Source organism: Marinobacter sp. SS21 (genome assembly GCF_028369065.1).
GTDB lineage: Bacteria > Pseudomonadota > Gammaproteobacteria > Pseudomonadales > Oleiphilaceae > Marinobacter.
Window position 1 is genome coordinate 12657 of record NZ_JAQNDA010000012.1, and the last position, 18576, is coordinate 31232.

At 61.2% G+C, this 18576-nt stretch carries 17 protein-coding genes; 13 read left to right on the forward strand and 4 right to left on the reverse strand.

Annotated features, from left to right (window positions below):
• Positions 1–17 precede the first annotated feature (17 nt).
• The 8 genes from N6L25_RS15025 to N6L25_RS15060 all read left to right on the forward strand — a co-directional run bounded on the left by N6L25_RS15025 (position 18) and on the right by N6L25_RS15060 (position 7041).
• Entirely contained in the window at positions 18–209 is a 192-nt protein-coding gene (locus tag N6L25_RS15025; protein ID WP_271981851.1) for a hypothetical protein, read from the forward strand.
• Between the two features lie 68 nt (positions 210–277).
• Positions 278–745: a (2Fe-2S)-binding protein gene (locus N6L25_RS15030; RefSeq protein WP_271981853.1), complete on the forward strand. Its 468-nt coding sequence runs from the start codon at positions 278–280 to the stop codon at positions 743–745.
• 1 nt (position 746) lies between these two features.
• On the forward strand, positions 747–2954 hold the full coding sequence (locus N6L25_RS15035) for a xanthine dehydrogenase family protein molybdopterin-binding subunit (RefSeq protein WP_271981855.1): 2208 nt from the start codon (positions 747–749) through the stop codon (positions 2952–2954).
• Positions 2951–3919, forward strand: coding sequence for an XdhC family protein (locus tag N6L25_RS15040; RefSeq protein ID WP_271981857.1), 969 nt, complete (start codon positions 2951–2953; stop codon positions 3917–3919). Before N6L25_RS15035 ends, N6L25_RS15040 begins: the two co-directional genes overlap by 4 nt.
• Before the next feature lie 40 nt (positions 3920–3959).
• Positions 3960–4601 (forward strand): methylthioribulose 1-phosphate dehydratase, encoded by a 642-nt coding sequence (locus tag N6L25_RS15045; protein WP_271981859.1) that lies wholly within the window; start codon positions 3960–3962, stop codon positions 4599–4601.
• A complete protein-coding gene (locus N6L25_RS15050; RefSeq protein ID WP_271981861.1) occupies positions 4598–5155 on the forward strand; it encodes a 1,2-dihydroxy-3-keto-5-methylthiopentene dioxygenase in 558 nt (185 codons plus the stop codon). The genes N6L25_RS15045 and N6L25_RS15050 overlap by 4 nt, the downstream gene beginning before the upstream one ends.
• A complete protein-coding gene (gene mtnC / locus N6L25_RS15055; protein WP_271981863.1) occupies positions 5155–5856 on the forward strand; it encodes an acireductone synthase in 702 nt (233 codons plus the stop codon). The genes N6L25_RS15050 and mtnC overlap by 1 nt, the downstream gene beginning before the upstream one ends.
• Positions 5857–5982: 126 nt before the next feature.
• Positions 5983–7041, forward strand: coding sequence for a DUF3080 family protein (locus N6L25_RS15060; protein ID WP_271981865.1), 1059 nt, complete (start codon positions 5983–5985; stop codon positions 7039–7041).
• A 19-nt stretch (positions 7042–7060) separates the two neighbouring features.
• On the opposite strand, the gene N6L25_RS15065 is transcribed toward N6L25_RS15060, so the two are convergent.
• The 4 genes from N6L25_RS15065 to arsC are packed head-to-tail and all read right to left on the reverse strand — an operon-like array spanning position 7061 to position 10219.
• Complete coding sequence (locus N6L25_RS15065) at positions 7061–8845, reverse strand: GspE/PulE family protein (protein ID WP_271981867.1); 1785 nt, start codon at positions 8843–8845, stop codon at positions 7061–7063.
• A 9-nt stretch (positions 8846–8854) separates the two neighbouring features.
• Positions 8855–9232 (reverse strand): DUF2069 domain-containing protein, encoded by a 378-nt coding sequence (locus N6L25_RS15070; protein ID WP_271981869.1) that lies wholly within the window; start codon positions 9230–9232, stop codon positions 8855–8857.
• A 3-nt stretch (positions 9233–9235) separates the two neighbouring features.
• Positions 9236–9844, reverse strand: a complete 609-nt coding sequence (wrbA, locus tag N6L25_RS15075) for an NAD(P)H:quinone oxidoreductase (protein WP_271981872.1) — start codon at positions 9842–9844, stop codon at positions 9236–9238.
• A 21-nt stretch (positions 9845–9865) separates the two neighbouring features.
• Positions 9866–10219, reverse strand: a complete 354-nt coding sequence (gene arsC, locus N6L25_RS15080; protein WP_271981874.1) for an arsenate reductase (glutaredoxin) — start codon at positions 10217–10219, stop codon at positions 9866–9868.
• Between the two features lie 84 nt (positions 10220–10303).
• Between arsC and N6L25_RS15085 the strand changes: the two genes are divergently transcribed.
• From N6L25_RS15085 to N6L25_RS15105, 5 genes are all read left to right on the forward strand, one after another.
• Positions 10304–10768, forward strand: coding sequence for a TlpA family protein disulfide reductase (locus N6L25_RS15085; protein ID WP_271981876.1), 465 nt, complete (start codon positions 10304–10306; stop codon positions 10766–10768).
• Positions 10769–10807: 39 nt separating this feature from the next.
• Entirely contained in the window at positions 10808–14302 is a 3495-nt protein-coding gene (dnaE, locus tag N6L25_RS15090) for a DNA polymerase III subunit alpha (protein WP_442915256.1), read from the forward strand.
• Positions 14303–14543: 241 nt separating this feature from the next.
• Positions 14544–15497, forward strand: a complete 954-nt coding sequence (accA, locus tag N6L25_RS15095) for an acetyl-CoA carboxylase carboxyl transferase subunit alpha (RefSeq protein WP_271981880.1) — start codon at positions 14544–14546, stop codon at positions 15495–15497.
• Positions 15498–15546: 49 nt separating this feature from the next.
• Positions 15547–16821, forward strand: a complete 1275-nt coding sequence (gene tilS / locus N6L25_RS15100; RefSeq protein WP_271981882.1) for a tRNA lysidine(34) synthetase TilS — start codon at positions 15547–15549, stop codon at positions 16819–16821.
• A 90-nt stretch (positions 16822–16911) separates the two neighbouring features.
• On the forward strand, positions 16912–18537 hold the full coding sequence (locus N6L25_RS15105) for a CTP synthase (protein ID WP_271981884.1): 1626 nt from the start codon (positions 16912–16914) through the stop codon (positions 18535–18537).
• Positions 18538–18576: the final 39 nt, after the last annotated feature.

Genomic DNA, 18576 nt, shown 5'->3' on the forward strand with positions numbered 1-18576 from the left:
TATCTGGAGATTCGCAAGTGAAGAAACTGGCATTGGTTTTGGTGGTGCTCTCAGGTCTGGCCGGCTGCCAGGATCGGGTCATCTGGGATGACAACGGTGTTCTGGACAACTCGACCCAAAACCGTGAAATCTGGAACAGCAACGGCAAGATGGACTCTGGCGAACGCACCATCTGGCGCGATGCCTCGGGTAAAGAAGTGATCAAGTAGCTCTAGAGAGCCTCTGGTTCACGCCTTTACTATTCACAAAAAAAACGATGAGAACAGGAGAGAGCGACGTGGCGGTAACCTTAACGATTAACGGGCAGCGTCATTCGGTTGACGTTGAAGACGATACCCCGCTGCTGTGGGTGATCCGTGACGAAGTTGGTCTGAAGGGCACCAAGTTTGGCTGCGGTCGCGCGCTGTGTGGCGCCTGCACCGTTTACCTTGATGGCAGTCCGATTCGCTCCTGTTCCACTCCGGTCAGCGTCGCTGCCGGCCAGTCGGTGACCACCATCGAGGGCCTGTCCGCTGGTGACACGCTGCATAAGCTGCAGCAGGCCTGGATCGAGCATGGGGTTCCACAGTGCGGCTACTGCCAGTCTGGTCAGCTGATGACCGCGGCCCATCTGTTGTCCTATAACCCGACGCCCAGCGATGCGGACATAGATGCCGCCATGAGCGGTAACCTCTGCCGTTGTGGCACCTATTCGAACCTCGTTGCCGCCATCAAGTCGGTGGCCGGAAAGGCTGAGGAGGCGTGAGATGGGCATGAACCGACGCGATTTTCTCAAAGTCTCCGCGGCCGGCTCCGGCGGTTTGCTGCTGTCGCTGAACCTTGCCGGCTGTTCCGGAATCAACAAAGGGTACCAGGAGGCTAGTGTCAGCTGGCGGCCCGATGCCTGGCTGGAAATCACCCTGGAGGGCGAGATCTTTTTCACCCTGGCACGGGTAGAGATGGGGCAAGGGACCTATACCGGTCTGACCACTCTGATCGCCGAGGAGCTGGAGGTGGAGCCTGCGGCGATTCAGCCGCGCTTCGCGCCGGTGGCGAACGAATACCGCAATCCGTTGTTTAAACTGCAGCTGACCGGCGGCAGTACCAGTCTCGCCACCAGTTGGCGTCCCCTCCGGGTGGCCGGAGCCTCCGCCAAAGCCTTGCTGGTGAAAGCGGCAGCCAGGGTGTGGCAGGTACCGGCTGAGGGCTGTCGTGTGCAGGAAGGCCGGGTATTGCACCCCAATGGGCGTGACTCGCTGGCCTATGGCCAGCTGGTGGAGCTGGCGGCGGCTGAATCCCTGGCCGATGAGCCCGCGCTGAAGTCGCCGGACCAATGGCGTTACATTGGCAAGGGGCGTGGCCGCCTCGATACCCGGGCCAAAGTCACCGGAGCCGCCGAATACGGTATCGACGTGGAACTGCCGGACATGGTGTATTCGGTGGTGACCCGCCCACCCCGTTACGGCGCCACAGTGGCTGACTTCGATGCCGGGGAGGCCTTGGCCATGTCGGGTGTTATCGATGTGTTCGCCATCGAACGGGGAGTGGCCGTCGTCGCCGATAAATACTGGCGGGCACGCAAGGCGCTGGAAAAAGTGACGGTGCAGTGGGACAACGCCGAAGCGCTGGCGGTTTCGAGTGATTCGGTGATGGATTTCTACCGGCATGCGGCTGAGGAGGATGAGGGGGCAAAGGAGCGTGATGACGGCGATATCTCCCAAGCCCTGGCGGCGGCCGACCAGGTGATTGAGGCCAGCTATGAGCAGCCTTACCTGGCCCATGCCACGCTCGAGCCGATGAACGCCACTGCCGTGTACCGGGATGGCCGCATGGAGGTCTGGGCGCCGACCCAGGCACCGGACCTGGGCCGTATCGCGGCGGCCAGGGTGACCGATCTCTCCCCGGACGAGGTGACAGTCCACACCACCTTCCTTGGTGGTGGCTTTGGTCGCCGTCTCACCCAGGACTTCATCGAAGAGGCCGCGGCGGTTGCTTACCGGGTCCGCAAACCGGTGAAACTGATCTGGTCCCGGGAGGACGACACTCGTCATGACCTTTACCGCCCCGCCATGCTGCACCGGCTCAAGGCCAGTGTCTCGGGCGGCCAGCTGACCGGCTGGCATCACCAGATTGTCGGCCCGCAAATCATGGACTGGTACGTTCGCAACGCCGCCCCGGCACAGTATCCCTGGGCCCCCAAAGCCCTATACGGCACCTTGGCCCGGGTTGGGGTGGCCGCGGAAGGGGTACTCACCCCCAAAGACGTGTCCGCCATCGAGGGGGCGGTGGACTACCCCTACCAGGTGGACAGCGTAGAGGTTCGCCATACCCATGCCGATCCCGGTGTGCCGGTGACCTGGTGGCGTTCGGTGGGACATTCCCACAACGGCTTTGCCGTCGAGACCTTTATGGACGAGCTGGCGCACCAGCTCGGCAAGGACCCTTACCAGTTCCGCCGCGAACTGCTGCAGCACGAGCCGAGGCATCTGGCGGTGCTGGAGCGGGCGGCACAGCTCGGCAACTGGTTCGAGCCGCTAGCCGAGGGCCGGGGCCGAGGCATCGCCTTGCACCGAAGCTTCGGCACCTATGTGGCCCAGGTGGTGGAAGCCAGTATCGAAGCTGGCGAGATCCGCGTCCACCGGGTGGCTTGTGCGGTGGATTGTGGTCAGGTGGTGAATCCTGACATCGTTCGCGATCAGGTCGAAAGTGGTGTGATCTTTGGCATCACCGCGGCCCTGTACGGCAAAATCACCTTCGAGGACGGCGCGGTCCAGGAAAGCAATTTCCATGACTATCCGCTGCTGCGCGCCCATCAGCGCCCGGAGGTTGTGGTCGATATTGTCGAGAGCGCCGCTGCCCCAACGGGGATCGGAGAGCCGGGCGTGCCCCCGGTAATTCCCGCGCTCGGTAATGCCTTGTTCGCACTGACGGGAGAGCGCCAGCGTCACTTGCCGCTGGCGGCCCGCTCCGCATGAGAAGCCAGCCGCAGCAGGTTCTGACTACCGTTGCTCAATGGCTATCGCAGGGACAACGGGTATGGCTGTGCACCATCGTCGAGACATGGGGCTCGTCACCAAGGCCCGCGGGGTCCTGGTTGGCCTTGAATGCAGCCGGAGACTGGGTTGGCTCGGTTTCTGGCGGCTGCCTGGAGGAAGACCTGATCCTCCGCTGTGTCGAGCAACAGCCCGACCAGGTGCAGCTGATCGATTACGGCGTCAGCGACAGTGATCGTGATACCTTCCAGTTGCCGTGTGGCGGCCGGATTCGCCTATTACTGGAACCTATGGGGCAGGCCTCCCATGGGACGCATGTGAGCCGATTGTTGGCTGCTCTGGAACGCCGTGAGGCCGTTGCCCGCGACGTGTGCCTGCAAACCGGTGAATTCGGCATGCGCCGGCCTGAGGCGGTTTCAAAAACTGTGCAGATCAGCGCCGAGCGTCTGGTTCACGCCCTATCCCCCCACTGTCAGCTGCTTCTTGTTGGGGTTGGAGAGGTGGCGCATTACGTCGCCGAGTTTGCCCTGGCGGCGGATTTTGAGGTCAGCCTGTGTGAACCCCGAGAGACCTTTGCCAGAGGCTGGCGCAACGAGGGGGTGCCCCTGTTGCGGGCGTTGCCGGATGATCTGGTGATGAGCCGGTTTGGTGATGGCTGGTGCGGCATACTGGCGCTGGCGCACGATCCGCGGGTCGATGACCTTGCCTTGATGGCCGCGTTGCGCAGCGACGCGTTCTACGTCGGCGCCATGGGCTCGGCCCGGACGTCGGCCGCGAGGCGACAGCGGCTGGCCAGTCTCGGTATGACCGACGCCGAACTCGAGCGACTGCAGGCACCCATCGGGCTGCCATTACCCAGCAAAACGCCTGCGGAAATCGCCATCGCGATCGTTGCGGACCTGATTCGGGCTCGGCATGATTTGCTGGTGCCCTCGACGCCCCTATAATATCCGGAACCATTCCCATCCAAGTGTCAGGGGACCTCCATTGACCGACGCATCCCAGTTTGATGTCAACCGTTTTGCCACTGCCGCCCAGTCCATCGTGGAGGCCGGCCGCTTCCTCTATGGTCAGGGCTGGTCGCCGGCCACCAGCAGCAACTATTCCGCCCGCATCGATGAGCGCCACCTTGCGATCACGGTCTCCGGCCGGCACAAGGGCCAGCTCCGGCTGGATGACGTCATGGTGGTGGATACCGATGGGCGCCCGGTCCAAAGTCAGTGCCGCTCGTCAGCGGAAACCCTGCTGCACACGGTGGTGTATCAGCAGTTGCCCGACATCGGCGCGGTGCTGCACACCCATTCGGTCAACGCCACCGTCCTCAGTCGCCTGCTGCCCGCCGGCGAACCGCTGGTGCTGGCGGACTACGAGTTGCTAAAGGCGTTTCCCGGCATTGATACGCACGAATCTACCCTGACCGTTCCAGTGTTTGACAATACCCAGGACATGGAGCAGTTGTCCGCTGACACCCGTCGCTGGTTGGCGAATAATCCGCTACAGCCAGGATATCTGATCCGGGGGCACGGTCTATATACTTGGGGCCGTACCATGGCCGATTGCTTGCGTCATGTGGAAGCGTTCGAGTTTCTGTTTGAGTGTGAATTGCAAACCATGAGAGTGTGTCGATGACGACTTTACGTATTTTTTCCCAAAACGATCCCGCGGTTGCCCAAACGGTGACCGACGATATCGGCGAGATCAAACGCCTGTTGGCCGAGCAGGGGGTGCGCTTCGAACAGTGGCCAACCCGTGACCTGCCGGCGGCTGCGTCGCCAGAGGATATCCTCTCAGCTTACGCTGACGAGGTCGCCGCCCTGAAGGCCGAATGCGGTTTTCAGACCGCGGATGTGGTGAGCCTGAACCCGGATAATCCTCAAAAAGACGCTTTTCGGCAGAAGTTCCTCGACGAACACACCCACAGCGAGGACGAGGTGCGTTTCTTTGTCCGGGGACAGGGCCTGTTTTATCTCCATTTCGGAGAATCGGTCTATGCTGTTCTGTGTCAGAAGAACGACCTGATCAGTGTGCCCGACGGTACCCGTCATTGGTTCGACATGGGACCAGAGCCGGAATTTACCTGCATTCGGCTGTTCTCGAATCCGGACGGCTGGGTCGCCCAGTTCACGGGCAATGACATTGCCTCGGCGGTGCCCCGGTACGAGCAGCTGGCGGGAGTGGCCTGATGATCCGGGTGATTCTCACTGACATCGAAGGCACCACCAGCTCCATCAGCTTTGTCCATGAGGTGCTGTTTCCCTATTCCGCCGAGCACCTTGAGGTCTTTGTGCGGGAAGGTCACGAAGACAACCTGGACATCAGGGAGCAGTTGGACGCCGTTGCTGCAACATCCGGCGTGTCCGTCAAGGACATCGACGGCCTGATTGCCGTGTTACAGCGGTGGATCCGTGAAGATCGCAAAGAGACCGCGCTCAAGGCCTTGCAGGGTATGTTGTGGGAGCAGGGGTACGAGCGCGGTGATTTTCGGGGGCATGTGTATGACGATGCGGCCCGTTACCTGAAGCTCTGGAGCGAGCGGGGCTTACGCCTGTACGTATACTCCTCGGGGTCGGTCAAGGCGCAAAAGCTGATCTTCGGTTTCAGTGAAGCGGGCGATTTGACCCCTTGCTTCAGTGGCTATTTCGACACCCGGATGGGGGCTAAACGGGAGCCCGATTCCTACCACAACATCGTGGCCGAACTGGGGGTGGCGCCTGAAACGGTGTTGTTCCTGTCGGATGTGGAGGCGGAGCTGGAAGCCGCCGAGGCCGCCGGTCTGCGCACGGCATGGCTGGTTCGCGACGGCAGCCACCCGGAGTCGGAACGAAAAGTTATGCGCACTTTCGAAGACGTGGATACACTGTTAAGGAACCATTTTCCATTGTAATGCCTCGCGTCCGCTGTGACGCCGAGGCTGCTGTAACACTCGGTTTGTCGTAACACTCGGTCTGTCGTAACACTCGGTCTGTTGTAACACCTGGTCTGTTGTAACACCTAGAACGTGGAGTGCTTGATGCCACACCTTCGGCCCCTGCTGTACGGATGCTCCGTTTGGGTGACGGCCCTGTGCCTGGTGGGGTGCGATCCATTCGCCCAGGCCGACACGATGATGGATGAGTACGTCGAGCGGGTGGGGCGGGTGCTGGAGCGTTCCGCCGAGCTTCAGCCGGTGCCCAGTGGTGAGCTGATGCCCCTGCGACGGGAACGACGCCTGGCGGCGCCTGCGCTGGATATGGACATGCTGGACTTCCTCTCGCTTTATGGCTGCGAGCTGCAGTATGTGGTGGGCGAACGCAACTCGGTGATGGGGCGGGTGATGCAGCCGCTGAACCGGCTACGTTACGAATTGCGGTTTATTCGCGCAGCGCGGGATTGCCTGCCCGAGATCGACAAGCCGGAACTTCGGCGCAGTATCGAGCAAGCCATCGCCAGCAAAGTCGAGGCCCTGCCCATTGCCGTGTGGAATGCCACCTGGGGAACGGAGGAAATCGAGTCGCTGCTGACCCTGGCCAAGGGGCCGCTCCCCACCGAGTCCCGGGCTGAGCCCGTGGCTCAGCTGGCGGGGGATCTACGCCACTTCAATGAGCTGCTGACGGCGCTGTTTGGCGGTGACCATTCGCTGACGCTTGAAGGCGTCGGTCCGATCCAGCAGCGCTGGGAATCCCAGCATCTGGCGGGGCAGTTGTTTACCAGCGCGCACCTGCTGACCACCCGCCTGGGCGATGCCACCCTACTGCTACAGACCCGCCTCAATGGCCGCCCCCTGTGTCTGGACCAGAAACCCAATAACCGCTCCGAGCAGATGGAGGGGGTGCTGTACAACGTCTATTCGGCGAAAGTTCAGCCTTACCTTGCGCAAGTGCGCCAGGTGCGCGATGAGTTGATTCCTCCGCTGGCGCAATTGGCCGAGCTTCAGGCCGACACCATGCCGGCGAACTTTCAGCACTGGTATCGGGAGCATTTGGTGGTGGATAACCCCCAGGGGCTCTGGGGCCGACTGGATGCCGCCATGCAACGGCACACCGAGAGTTGGCAGCGGCTGCTGGCGCAGTGCGGGTTGACTCCAGGCTAGCAGGTCCCGGGGGCGAGGATCAGCGCTGGCTCTCAGGCGTGACCCGAAGAATTTCCTCAATCGTAGTCTGGCCGGCGGCCACCTTTTGGGCGCCGCTGAGGCGCAACGATCTCATGCCCTGACGATAGGCGTCCCGCCGCAAATTCTCCAGTTCGCACTGTTCGTTGATCTGTGCCGTCAGCGGGCCGTCCAGCTGCAGGATTTCATAGACCCCGGCGCGGCCAAGGTAGCCGGTGTTCCGGCATTCGAGGCAGCCTGCGGGCTGGAACACCCGCTCCGGGAGTGTGGCCTTCCAGGGTTTGGTCAGGCTGTGCCAGGCCTGGTCATCCAGCGGCGTGGGTGTCTTGCAGTGAGGGCACAGGGTGCGTACCAGCCGTTGCGCCATCACGCCCAGAACCGTTGCCCGAATCAGGTAGGGGGGAATACCGAGCTCCAGTAATCGGGTGATGGCGCTGGGGGCGTCGTTGGTGTGCAGGGTGGACAGCACCAGGTGGCCGGTGAGTGCGGCCTGGACGGCCATTTCGGCGGTTTCCAGATCCCGGATCTCGCCGATCATGATGATGTCGGGGTCCTGTCGGAGCAGCGAGCGCACGCCTGCGGCAAAGGTCAACTCGATGTTGTTCTGCACTTGCATCTGGTTAAAGGCCGGCTCCACCATTTCGATGGGGTCTTCGATGGTGCAGACATTGACCTCTGACGATGCCAACTGCTTCAGTGTGGAATATAGGGTGGTGGTCTTGCCCGACCCGGTGGGGCCGGTGACCAGCACAATGCCGTGGGGGCGATGGGTAATGTCGCGCCAGCGCTCCTGGTCTTCACGGGAAAAGCCCAACTGCTCGAACGACTGCAGCAGCACTTCTGGATCGAAAACCCGCAGCACCATCTTCTCGCCGAAGGCGGTGGGCATGGTGGCCAGTCGCAGTTCAATTTCGCTGTTGTCGGGTTTGCGGGTCTTGATGCGGCCGTCTTGCGGCCGCCGTTTCTCCGCCACATTGAGACGACCGAGAATCTTCAGGCGGCTGGTCACCGCCACGCCCACCTGTTCCGGGAACTCGTACACGTTGTGGAGCACGCCGTCGATACGGAAGCGGATCTGGGTGGCGTTGCGGCGGGGTTCGATGTGGATGTCGCTGGCTCGCTGTTCAAACGCGTACTGCAGCAGCCAGTCGACAATCTTGACCACGTGCTGGTCGTTGGCGTCCGGGTGTTCATTGCTACCCAGGTCCAGCAACTGTTCAAAGTTCTGGATTCCGGAACTGCCGTTGCCCTGGTCGCCGCTGGCCTTACTGACCGAATTGGCGAGCTGGTAGAACTCCACCGTAAACCGGCGAATGTCTTCCGGGTTCGCCACCACGCGCTTGATGTCCTTCTGAAGCACATGGCGCAGGTTGGCTTCCCATTCCAGCTTGAACGGTTCGGCACTGGCAATCACCACCTCCTGGCGGCCGATTTCAACCGCCAGGATGTTGTGACGCTGGGCAAAACCGTAGGACATAACCCGGGCAATGGCCGGCGCATCGATCTTGAGCGGATCGATGTGAAAGTAGGGCTGGTCGCCCCACCTGGCCAGCCATTGAGTCAGCTGCTCCAGCCCCAGACTGTGGCCGGTTCGCAGGCTTTTCAGTGAGGCCTGAGCCACCAGCTCCAGCGGGTGATGATTTCGTTGGTCGCCGCCAAGATTGGTGGTCAGCACCCGTTCGGCATCTTCCTGACTGAGCTCGCCGCTGGTGACCAGGGCGGTGCAGACATCGCGCAAGGTCAGGGTGGTGCGGTGGGGGGCGGGCGCTCGGCTTTCGACCATCATCGGTTTCCCTTATTGGGTGGCTGGTGTCGAATCGGGTTGTCTGCGGTTCACCTTAAGATGAACCATGGCGGTGGTAAACAGCAAGAAAGTCAGCACGGTAAGTGCCACCGGCCCGGCGGCCCCTTCCGTCAGCCAGGCGCTGACCACGTAGCGGGTGAAATAAAACAGCACGATAAAACTGAGCCAGATATAGGCCCGGTTATTGCCGCGGAACACCACCACCAGAAAGGGCAGCAGTGGCAGTAGCTTGACGCTGAGCATCAGAGGGATGGATACCCCTGGAATGGGTGCCGGATAGAACGTGGTGAGAATCAGTCCTGCGATCACGGCCAGGTACAATACGGATGTCAGATTTGCCGTCGTGCGGGCCTTGGGGGTGTGGAGCATGAATTAATCCTGTGGGCCTAGTTTCAGTGCCAGCGTGGCCAGGCGTTCGCCAAAGCTCTGGCAGATGGTTTTCTCGGGGTCGCTCAGCGGTTGTTGCTCTTCGCTGCCGGCCCAGTGCGATGGGCCATAGGGCGTGCCGCCGCCTCGGGTTTCATGCAGCGCCTTTTCGGTATAGGGCACGCCGCAGAGCACCATGCCATGGTGCAGCAGCGGCAGCATCATGGTCAGCAGGGTGGTCTCCTGGCCGCCATGGAGGCTGCCGGTGGAGGTGAAGGCACCCGCCGGCTTGCCGCTGAGGGCGCCGCTGAGCCAGAGATCACCGGTGCCATCGAGAAAGTGTTTCAGCGGTGCGGCCATGTTGCCGAAACGGGTTGGGCTGCCAAGTGCCAGACCAGCGCACCCCGCCAGGTCGGTCTTGGTGGCGTAAGGCGCGCCGTTATTGGGCACGGCGGGCAGACTCGAGTCGGTGTCCGGTGAGACCGGGGGCACCGTGCGCAGACGGGCCTCGATGCCGCAGCGGGCGATGCCGCGACCAATCTGGGAAGCCATTTCTGCCGTTTGTCCGCTTCGGCTGTAGTAAAGCACCAGCACGTAGGGCGGTGATGAGGACATACGATTGCTCCGGCTGGCAGCTTAAAGGAGATCCAGTACGTTTTCGGGTGGCCGGCCGAGGACGGCTTTACCCTGACGGATGACGATGGGACGTTCGATCAGTTTGGGGTTGCTTACCATGGCGTTGATCAGGGTGTCGCGATCCAGTGCCGGGTCATCCAGCCCCAGCTCTTTGTAGAGAGTTTCCTTGCTGCGCATCAGCTCGCGCGGCGCCAAACCGAGCAGATCGAGGATGTCGGACAGCTCTTCGGCTGTCGGTGGCGTTTCCAGGTAGCGTATAATCTCCGGCTGGACACCGTTGTCTTCGAGCAGCGCCAACGTCTGGCGGGATTTTGAGCAGCGAGGGTTGTGGAAAATTCTGGTCGGTTCTGTCATGGTTCTCTGTCTTTCCTGAGCCGTTACACGCGCCCGAATTCGGGCCGGTTGCTTTGGTCAGGTAGTCTAACAGGAGGCCCGGTCGTGCAGTACCCCGTTACCCGATATCTGTTTGCCCTGCTGCGTCGGCCGATCCCGGTGCTGGCGCTGGTTCTGGCTGGTTGCAGCCAAACCGAGCTGCCCACTGCCAGCGGTCGCCCAGTGGTGTGGGAGGCGCTACGTGGCGAGTGGGTACTGATCAACTACTGGGCCGAGTGGTGTAAGCCGTGTCTGGAAGAGATCCCGGAGTTGAATGCTCTGGATCGGGCTTCCGGCGTCACCGTGCTGGGCGTGAACTTTGATGGCGTGGTCGGCCCCGCCCTGACGGACCTGGGGACAACCATGGGCATCGAGTTCACGCTGTTGACCCGCGATCCCGGGCCGGACTTCGGTTGGCAGACCCCCATGGCGCTACCCGCCACCTTTGTGGTGACACCAGAAGGAAAACTGCTTGAAGCCCGCTTTGGCCCCCAGACCGAGGATCAGCTGCACGAGCTGATGGGCCGCTAGCGGCAGCCTACAACCCCGTCTTTCGTCAACATCGACCTAATGGATCAGAACTTGCCTCAGACCTTCGTACATCTCCGCGTTCACTCCGAATATTCCATGGTTGACGGTTTGGTGCGGGTCAAACCGCTCATTGGCCGGGTCGCCGAACTGGGGATGCCGGCGGTGGGCCTGACCGAACAGTCCAACCTCTGTTCGCTGGTTCGCTTCTACAAAAGTGCCGTGGGGGCTGGCGTTAAGCCCATCATTGGTGCCGATCTGTGGCTGGACAATCCGGACGACCCCGAAGTGCCGTTTCGGATTACCCTGTTGGCTCGCAATCAGACCGGATACCTGCATCTGACCGAGATTGTTTCCCGGGGCTACACCGAGGGCCAGCGCTACGGCAAGCCGATTGTTAAACGCCAGTGGCTGGAGCAGAAGGCGGAAGGGCTGATCGCGCTGTCCGGTGCCAATCTGGGGGATGTCGGCAAGGCCCTGCTGGCGGGAAAAACGGAGCTGGCCCGGGAGCGGGCGCAGTACTGGATGGACCTGTACCCAGGCGCCTTCTACCTGGAACTGCAGCGCACCGGTCGCAGCGGTGACGAGGACTGCCTGCACCTCTCGGTCGAATTGGCGGCGGCACTGAGCTGCCCCGTCGTTGCCACCAACGATGTCCACTTCCTGACGGCGGACGATTTCGAGGCCCATGAAGCCCGGGTCTGCATTGGCGAGAGCCGAACCCTGGATGATCCCCGCCGGGATCGTCGTTTCAGCGACCAGCAATACCTCCGTAGCCCCGAGGAAATGATCGAGCTGTTCTCGGACATCCCGGAAGCCATCGAGAATACGGTGGAAATTGCCCGACGCTGCTCGGTGAAGGTGCGGATGGGCGAGTATTTCCTGCCCAACTACCCCATCCCGGACGGGATGACCATGGACGAGTACTTCCGCAAGGTCTCGGAAGAAGGGCTGGAGGCGCGACTGGAGGGCATTCTGAGCAAGGATGACCCGGAGTACCAGAGCAAGCGCGAGGCCTACTATAAGCGGTTGGACTTCGAGCTGGATATCATCATCCAGATGGGGTTCCCTGGCTACTTCCTCATCGTAATGGACTTCATCAAGTGGGCCAAAAACAACGGCGTGCCGGTGGGCCCGGGTCGGGGTTCCGGTGCCGGCTCGCTGGTTGCCTACGTGTTGCTGATCACCGATCTTGACCCGCTGGAGTATGACCTGCTGTTCGAGCGCTTCCTCAACCCGGAGCGGGTGTCCATGCCCGACTTTGACGTTGACTTCTGCATGGAAGGTCGCGATCGGGTCATTGACTACACCGCGGAAAAGTATGGCCGGCAGGCGGTTTCCCAGATCATCACCTTCGGAACCATGGCCGCCAAGGCGGTGGTGCGGGACGTGGCACGGGTGCAGGGCAAGTCCTACGGCCTGGCGGACAAGCTGTCGAAGCTGATCCCGTTTGAAGTGGGCATGACCCTGAACCGGGCCATTGTGGAGGAGCCGCAGCTCAAGGAGTTCCTGGACCAGGATGAGGAAGCCCAGGAAATCTGGGAAATGGCGCTTAAGCTCGAAGGTGTGTGCCGTAACGCCGGTAAGCACGCCGGCGGCGTGGTGATTGCACCCACCAAGATCACCGATTTTTCGCCGCTGTATTGTGATGAAGACGGGGGTAGCCTGGTCACCCAGTTTGACAAGGGCGACGTGGAAGACGCCGGGCTGGTGAAATTCGACTTCCTCGGGCTGCGAACCCTGACCATCATCAAATGGGCCCTGGGCATGATCAATCCCCGGCGGGAGAAGCAGGGGAAGCCGTTACTGGACATCAACACCATCCCACTGGACGACAGTCCGTCCTTCGATATGCTCAAACGGGCGGAAACCACCGCCGTGTTTCAGCTTGAATCCCGCGGGATGAAGGACCTGATCCGGCGCCTGCAGCCAGACTGTCTGGAAGACATGATCGCACTGGTAGCACTGTTCCGGCCAGGGCCGCTGCAGTCGGGGATGGTGGACGACTTCATCGATCGAAAACACGGCAAGCAGCCGTTGTCCTATCCGCACCCGGATTATCAGTACCAGGGACTGCAGCCAGTGCTGGAGCCCACCTACGGGGTCATCCTGTACCAGGAGCAGGTCATGCAGATCGCCCAGGTGATGGCCGGCTACACCCTGGGCGGGGCAGACATGCTGCGTCGTGCCATGGGTAAGAAAAAACCGGAGGAGATGGCCAAGCAGAAAGCCATATTTCTGGAAGGCTGTGAAAACAACGGCATCGATAAGACGCTGGCGGAGAACATCTTTGATCTGGTAGAGAAATTTGCCGGCTACGGCTTCAACAAATCGCACTCCGCCGCGTATGCGCTGGTGTCCTACCAGACGTTGTGGCTGAAAGCTCACTACACCGCTGAGTTCATGGCGGCGGTACTCACCGCCGATATGCAAAACACCGACAAGGTGGTGACGCTGGTGGAGGAGTGTCGCAACCTTAAGCTGGATCTGGTGTTGCCGGACGTCAGCACCTCCGAATACACCTTCACCGTCAACGACGAAGGCCAGATCGTCTATGGCCTCGGAGCCATCAAGGGGCTGGGGGAAGGGCCGATCCAGAGCGTGGTGGACAGTCGCGCCGAGGGTGGTCCCTATAAGGATCTGTTCGATTTCTGCAATCGGGTGGATCTGAAGAAGGTCAACAAGCGTGCCATCGAAGCCATGATCCGGGCTGGTGCCATGGACAGGCTGGGGCCGGGCCGGGCGCAGTTGATGGCCAGCATCGATAAAGCGCTGCAGCAGGCGCAGCAGCAGTCCCGCAACGAGTTTGCGGGGATGGTGGACATGTTCGGCGAGGCGCTGACCGGGGGCGACGGTGAAGACTTGTTTGCCGATACCGCCCATGTGCGGGAATGGCCGGAGAAACAGCGGCTCAAGGGCGAAAAGGACACCCTCGGGCTGTATCTGACCGGTCACCCGTTCGACGAGTACGAGCGCGAGGTCCGCCGCTTCGTTCGCTGCTCCATTGCCGATCTCAAGCCCAACAAGTCACCCCAGCGGGTGGCGGGGCTGGTGGTGGCCCAGCGCACCATGAAGACCAAATCCGGCTCCACCATGTGTTTCATCACCCTGGATGACCGGAGTGCCCGCATCGAGGCCACCCTGTTCTCGGAAACCTTCATCGAGAACAGGGAGTTGCTGGGGTCGGACCAGGTCATCGTGGTGGAGGGGCAGGTCAGCCACGACGACTATTCCGGGCAGATGAAAATGCGGGTCAGCTCGGTGATGGACGTGGCAACCGCACGACAGCAATTCAGCCGTGGCTTGAAACTGACCCTGAAATCGAGCCAGTTACAGAACGGACTGCTGGACAAGCTGGACAGCACCCTGCGCCCGTTCCGCTGCGAGGGCAGCCCGATCTGGATTGAATATTGTGGCGATCAGGCACAAACTCGTATCGAATTGGGGGAAAGTTGGCGCGTTCAGCCCAATGATGAGCTATTGTTGGAGCTAAAATATCTGGTGGGTGAAAAGTCGGTGGAGTTGGTCTACGACTGAAGGCCGCGTTTGTTGCACTTTTTAAGGCGCCGGAGTAATTCCGAGGCTCCTTGCTATTCGGGATTTTTGCACCGACTTATACCAATGTCCGCTTTAGCCTCTGGCGAAGCGCTGCTATCGTTAGCCGAAATTCTGCTATGGAGAGAGCCCGCGGCTTGCGGTCAGGCCTGCGGCGCCACAGGAGTGGCGTGTACTGACGGTGGCCAGGGCTCCTCGCTCACTAACACTATGATGGAACGTCATGAATCCGAATTATCTGGACTTTGAACAGCCAATCGCCGATCTCGAAGCCAAGATCGAAGAGCTTCGGATGGTGGGGAACGACACCGATATCAACATCAATGATGAGATCAACCGGCTCAAGAGCAAGAGTACGAGTCTCACCGAGAGCATCTTCTCCGACCTGCAACCCTGGGATATTGCCCGCTTGGCCCGCCATCCGCGCCGCCCCTATACCCAGGACTACATCGACCTGATGTTCGACGATTTCGACGAATTCCACGGCGATCGGAAATACGCCGACGACCTGTCCATTATTGGCGGCACGGCTCGGCTTGACGGTAAACCGGTGATGGTGATTGGTCACCAGAAGGGGCGGGAAGTGCGCGACAAGGTCAAGCGCAATTTCGGCATGCCGCGCCCGGAAGGCTATCGCAAGGCCCTGCGACTGATGGAAATGGCCGAACGTTTCAACATGCCAATCCTGACCTTTATCGACACGCCGGGGGCCTACCCGGGCATCGGCGCCGAGGAGCGAGGCCAGAGTGAGGCCATCGCCTACAACCTGGCTGTCATGTCCCGGCTCAAGACCCCGGTCATTTCTACGGTGATTGGCGAGGGCGGCTCCGGCGGGGCGCTGGCCATTGGCGTCTGCGATCACCTCTATATGCTGCAGTACTCCACCTATGCGGTCATTTCGCCAGAAGGTTGTGCTTCTATCCTCTGGAAGAGCGCGGAGTACGCGGCCCAGGCCGCCGAAGCCATGGGAGTGACGGCCGATCGGCTCAAGGATCTTGGGTTGGCGGACAACGTCATTCCGGAGCCACTGGGCGGAGCACATCGCAGTCCAGAAGACATGGCCGTCTCACTCAAGGCGGCATTGGTCAGTGGCGTGGATGAATTGCAGCGGCTACCGACCGATGAGTTGGTGGCTCGTCGCTACGAGCGCCTGACACGCTATGACACGGGGCGGTAAAGTCCGCCCCGCAGATTTCTCTTGGCCTGACGTCCTGACCACCCCGGTGATGGCTTGTCAGGCCGAGTCGCCAGTATTCATTGCCCTCAGCGGTGGGCTCGATTCCACCGTGTTGCTGCATGTGGCCGCACACTGCCTGCCGCCCTCCGCCCAGCTCACCGCCGTTCACGTCAATCATCAGTTGCAGGTCAATGCCAGCGAAACCGAAGCTCTGTGCCGGCGGCAATGTGAGGCGCTTGGCGTTGGATTCGTGAGTCGGCCAGTGTCGGTCGCCCACGGAAAAGCGGGGGCGGGTGGCCTGGAAGAAGCCGCCCGCGATGCGCGTTATCGAGTGTTCGAACAGCTGCTCGCTGGCGGCGGCGTGCTGCTGATGGCCCACCACCGGGACGACCAGGCGGAAACGGTGCTGTTTCGCCTGCTACGGGGGTCCGGTGTAGCAGGTCTGGCGGGTATGCCGGCACGTAGACCGCTGGGGCGGGGCTGGCTGGTGCGACCGTTCCTCCAAATTGACCGTGCCCAGTTGCGGGTCTGGGGCGAAGCTGCCGGCATCCGCTGGAGCGATGATCCGAGCAATACCGACCAGCGTTTTGACCGTAATTTCCTCCGTCATGCCATCCTGCCCACGCTCAAGCGCCGATGGCCCACCCTGTTGGCCCGGCTTGACGCCTCCGCCACCGCCTGCCGGGAAGCCGCCGAGCTGTCCGAGTCCCTGGCGCGGTTGCACTTCGCCTCGGTGGGCACGAAGGAGGGGGGCCTGGTGGTGGACAAGCTGGCATCCCTTTCCCGGTCTGAGCAAAAAAACCTGCTACGCTGGTGGATAGCCCGGGCCGGGTATCGAGTGCCCGAGTTGAAGGACTGGTCTGCCGTGGTGGCGGATTTTATGGCTGCCGGGCGAGACCGGGCACCGGAGTTGCGCGGGGATGGTTTCGTGGTCAGGCGGTTTCGTGGGCGGCTCCATCTGGTGGCCGATCGGGCCGAAATGCCGGCGGCCGTGGATTGCCTGAAGCCGGGTGAGTCGGTCCGCTGGGATGCACTGCGAATCACTCTGCATCGGGTCGATGCCGGGTGTAAGCAAATACCGAAAATCCGGGTAGGCCTTCGTCAGGGTGGCGAGCGCTTCCGGCCAACCTCCGGTGGCCCCTCGAAGTCCCTGAAAACCTGGTTGCAGGAACAGGCGATACCGCCCTGGCAGCGGGCGCGGTTACCGCTTTTCTACGAGCGGGATGAGTTGGTCGGCATCGGTTGCCTCTGGTTGTCTCCCCGGTTCTGTGGAGCCGTTCCCGAGAGTGGCTGGCAGATCGTTGTGGAGCGGGATTGTGATTGAGAACACAGGGCGGTTCTGGTAGTCTGGCGTCCCATCTTGAGATGACAATCTCCCTCCTTCACCGAACCAGATAAATCACACGGAATCTGCATGACGCGTTATATTTTCGTCACCGGCGGTGTTGTGTCCTCCTTGGGGAAAGGTATTGCGTCCGCCTCGTTGGCCGCAATCCTGGAAGCACGCGGCCTTAAGGTCACTATCCTCAAGCTGGACCCATACATCAACGTCGACCCCGGCACCATGAGCCCCTTTCAGCACGGCGAGGTGTTTGTCACCGAAGACGGCGCCGAGACGGATCTTGACCTTGGCCATTATGAGCGCTTTATTCGCACTCCGATGACCCGCCGCAATAACTTTACCAGCGGTCGCGTCTACGAAGAGGTCATCCGCAAGGAGCGCCGTGGCGACTACCTGGGTGGCACTGTCCAGGTGATTCCGCACATTACCGATGAGATCAAACGCCGTGTGGTAGAAGGAGCCGCCGGAGCCGATGTGGCTCTGGTTGAGATTGGCGGCACCGTGGGTGACATCGAGTCCCTGCCGTTCCTGGAAGCTACTCGTCAGCTTAAGGTGGAAGTCGGTTCCCAGCGCGCCCTGTTCATGCATCTCACCCTGGTGCCCTATATTGCGACGGCCGGAGAGGTGAAAACCAAACCGACCCAGCACTCGGTGAAGGAAATGCGTTCCATTGGTCTGCAGCCCGATATCCTGCTGTGCCGTTCCGAGCACGAAGTGGATGTCAGTTCCCGTCGCAAGATCGCCTTGTTCACCAACGTGGAAGAGCGGGCAGTTATTCCGTTGCAGGATGCCAAGACCATCTACGCCATTCCGCGTATGCTCCATGAGCATGGCCTGGACCAACTGATCATCGACCGGTTCAACCTGGAGGCGGGCGATGCCGATCTGGGCGAATGGGACGAGGTGGTCGATTCCCAGCTCAATCCGCAGCATGAAGTCACCATCGCCATGGTCGGCAAGTACATGGAGCTGCTGGACGCCTATAAGTCCCTCATCGAATCGCTGCTCCATGCCGGCATCAAGACCCGGACCAAGGTCAACATCAATTACATCGACTCCGAAGACATCGAGCGCGACGGCACCGGCGCGCTGGAATCCGCCGACGCGATTCTGGTGCCCGGCGGCTTCGGCGAACGCGGCGTCGAGGGCAAGATTCGTACGGTTCAATACGCCCGTGAAAACAAAGTGCCTTATCTGGGTATTTGCCTGGGTATGCAGGTTGCGGTGATTGAATACGCCCGTAACGTGGCCGGCTTGTCCGACGCCCACAGCACCGAGTTTCGTGAGCACACGCCGACCCCGGTGGTCGGCCTGATCACCGAGTGGCTGGACGCCAGTGGTGAGCGGGAAGAACGCACCACCAATTCTGATCTGGGCGGCACCATGCGTCTGGGGGCTCAGGACTGTGTGCTGACCGAGGGCTCCACTATCTCTGCCTGCTACGGCAAGAAGGTCGTGCGCGAGCGCCATCGTCACCGCTACGAGGTGAATAACCATTTCCTGCCCTCGTTGGAGACAGCCGGTCTGCGCATTGCCGGACGGTCCACCGACGGTGCCCTGGTCGAAGTGGTGGAGGTGCCCGACCATCCATGGTTTGTGGCCTGTCAGTTCCACCCGGAATTCACCTCAACGCCCCGCGATGGCCACCCGCTGTTCAAAGGCTTTGTCGAGGCGGCCTTGGCTCGCCACAAAGGTTGAGCGCATAAGGGTTGACGCCGACGTGGGTGACCGCGTCGG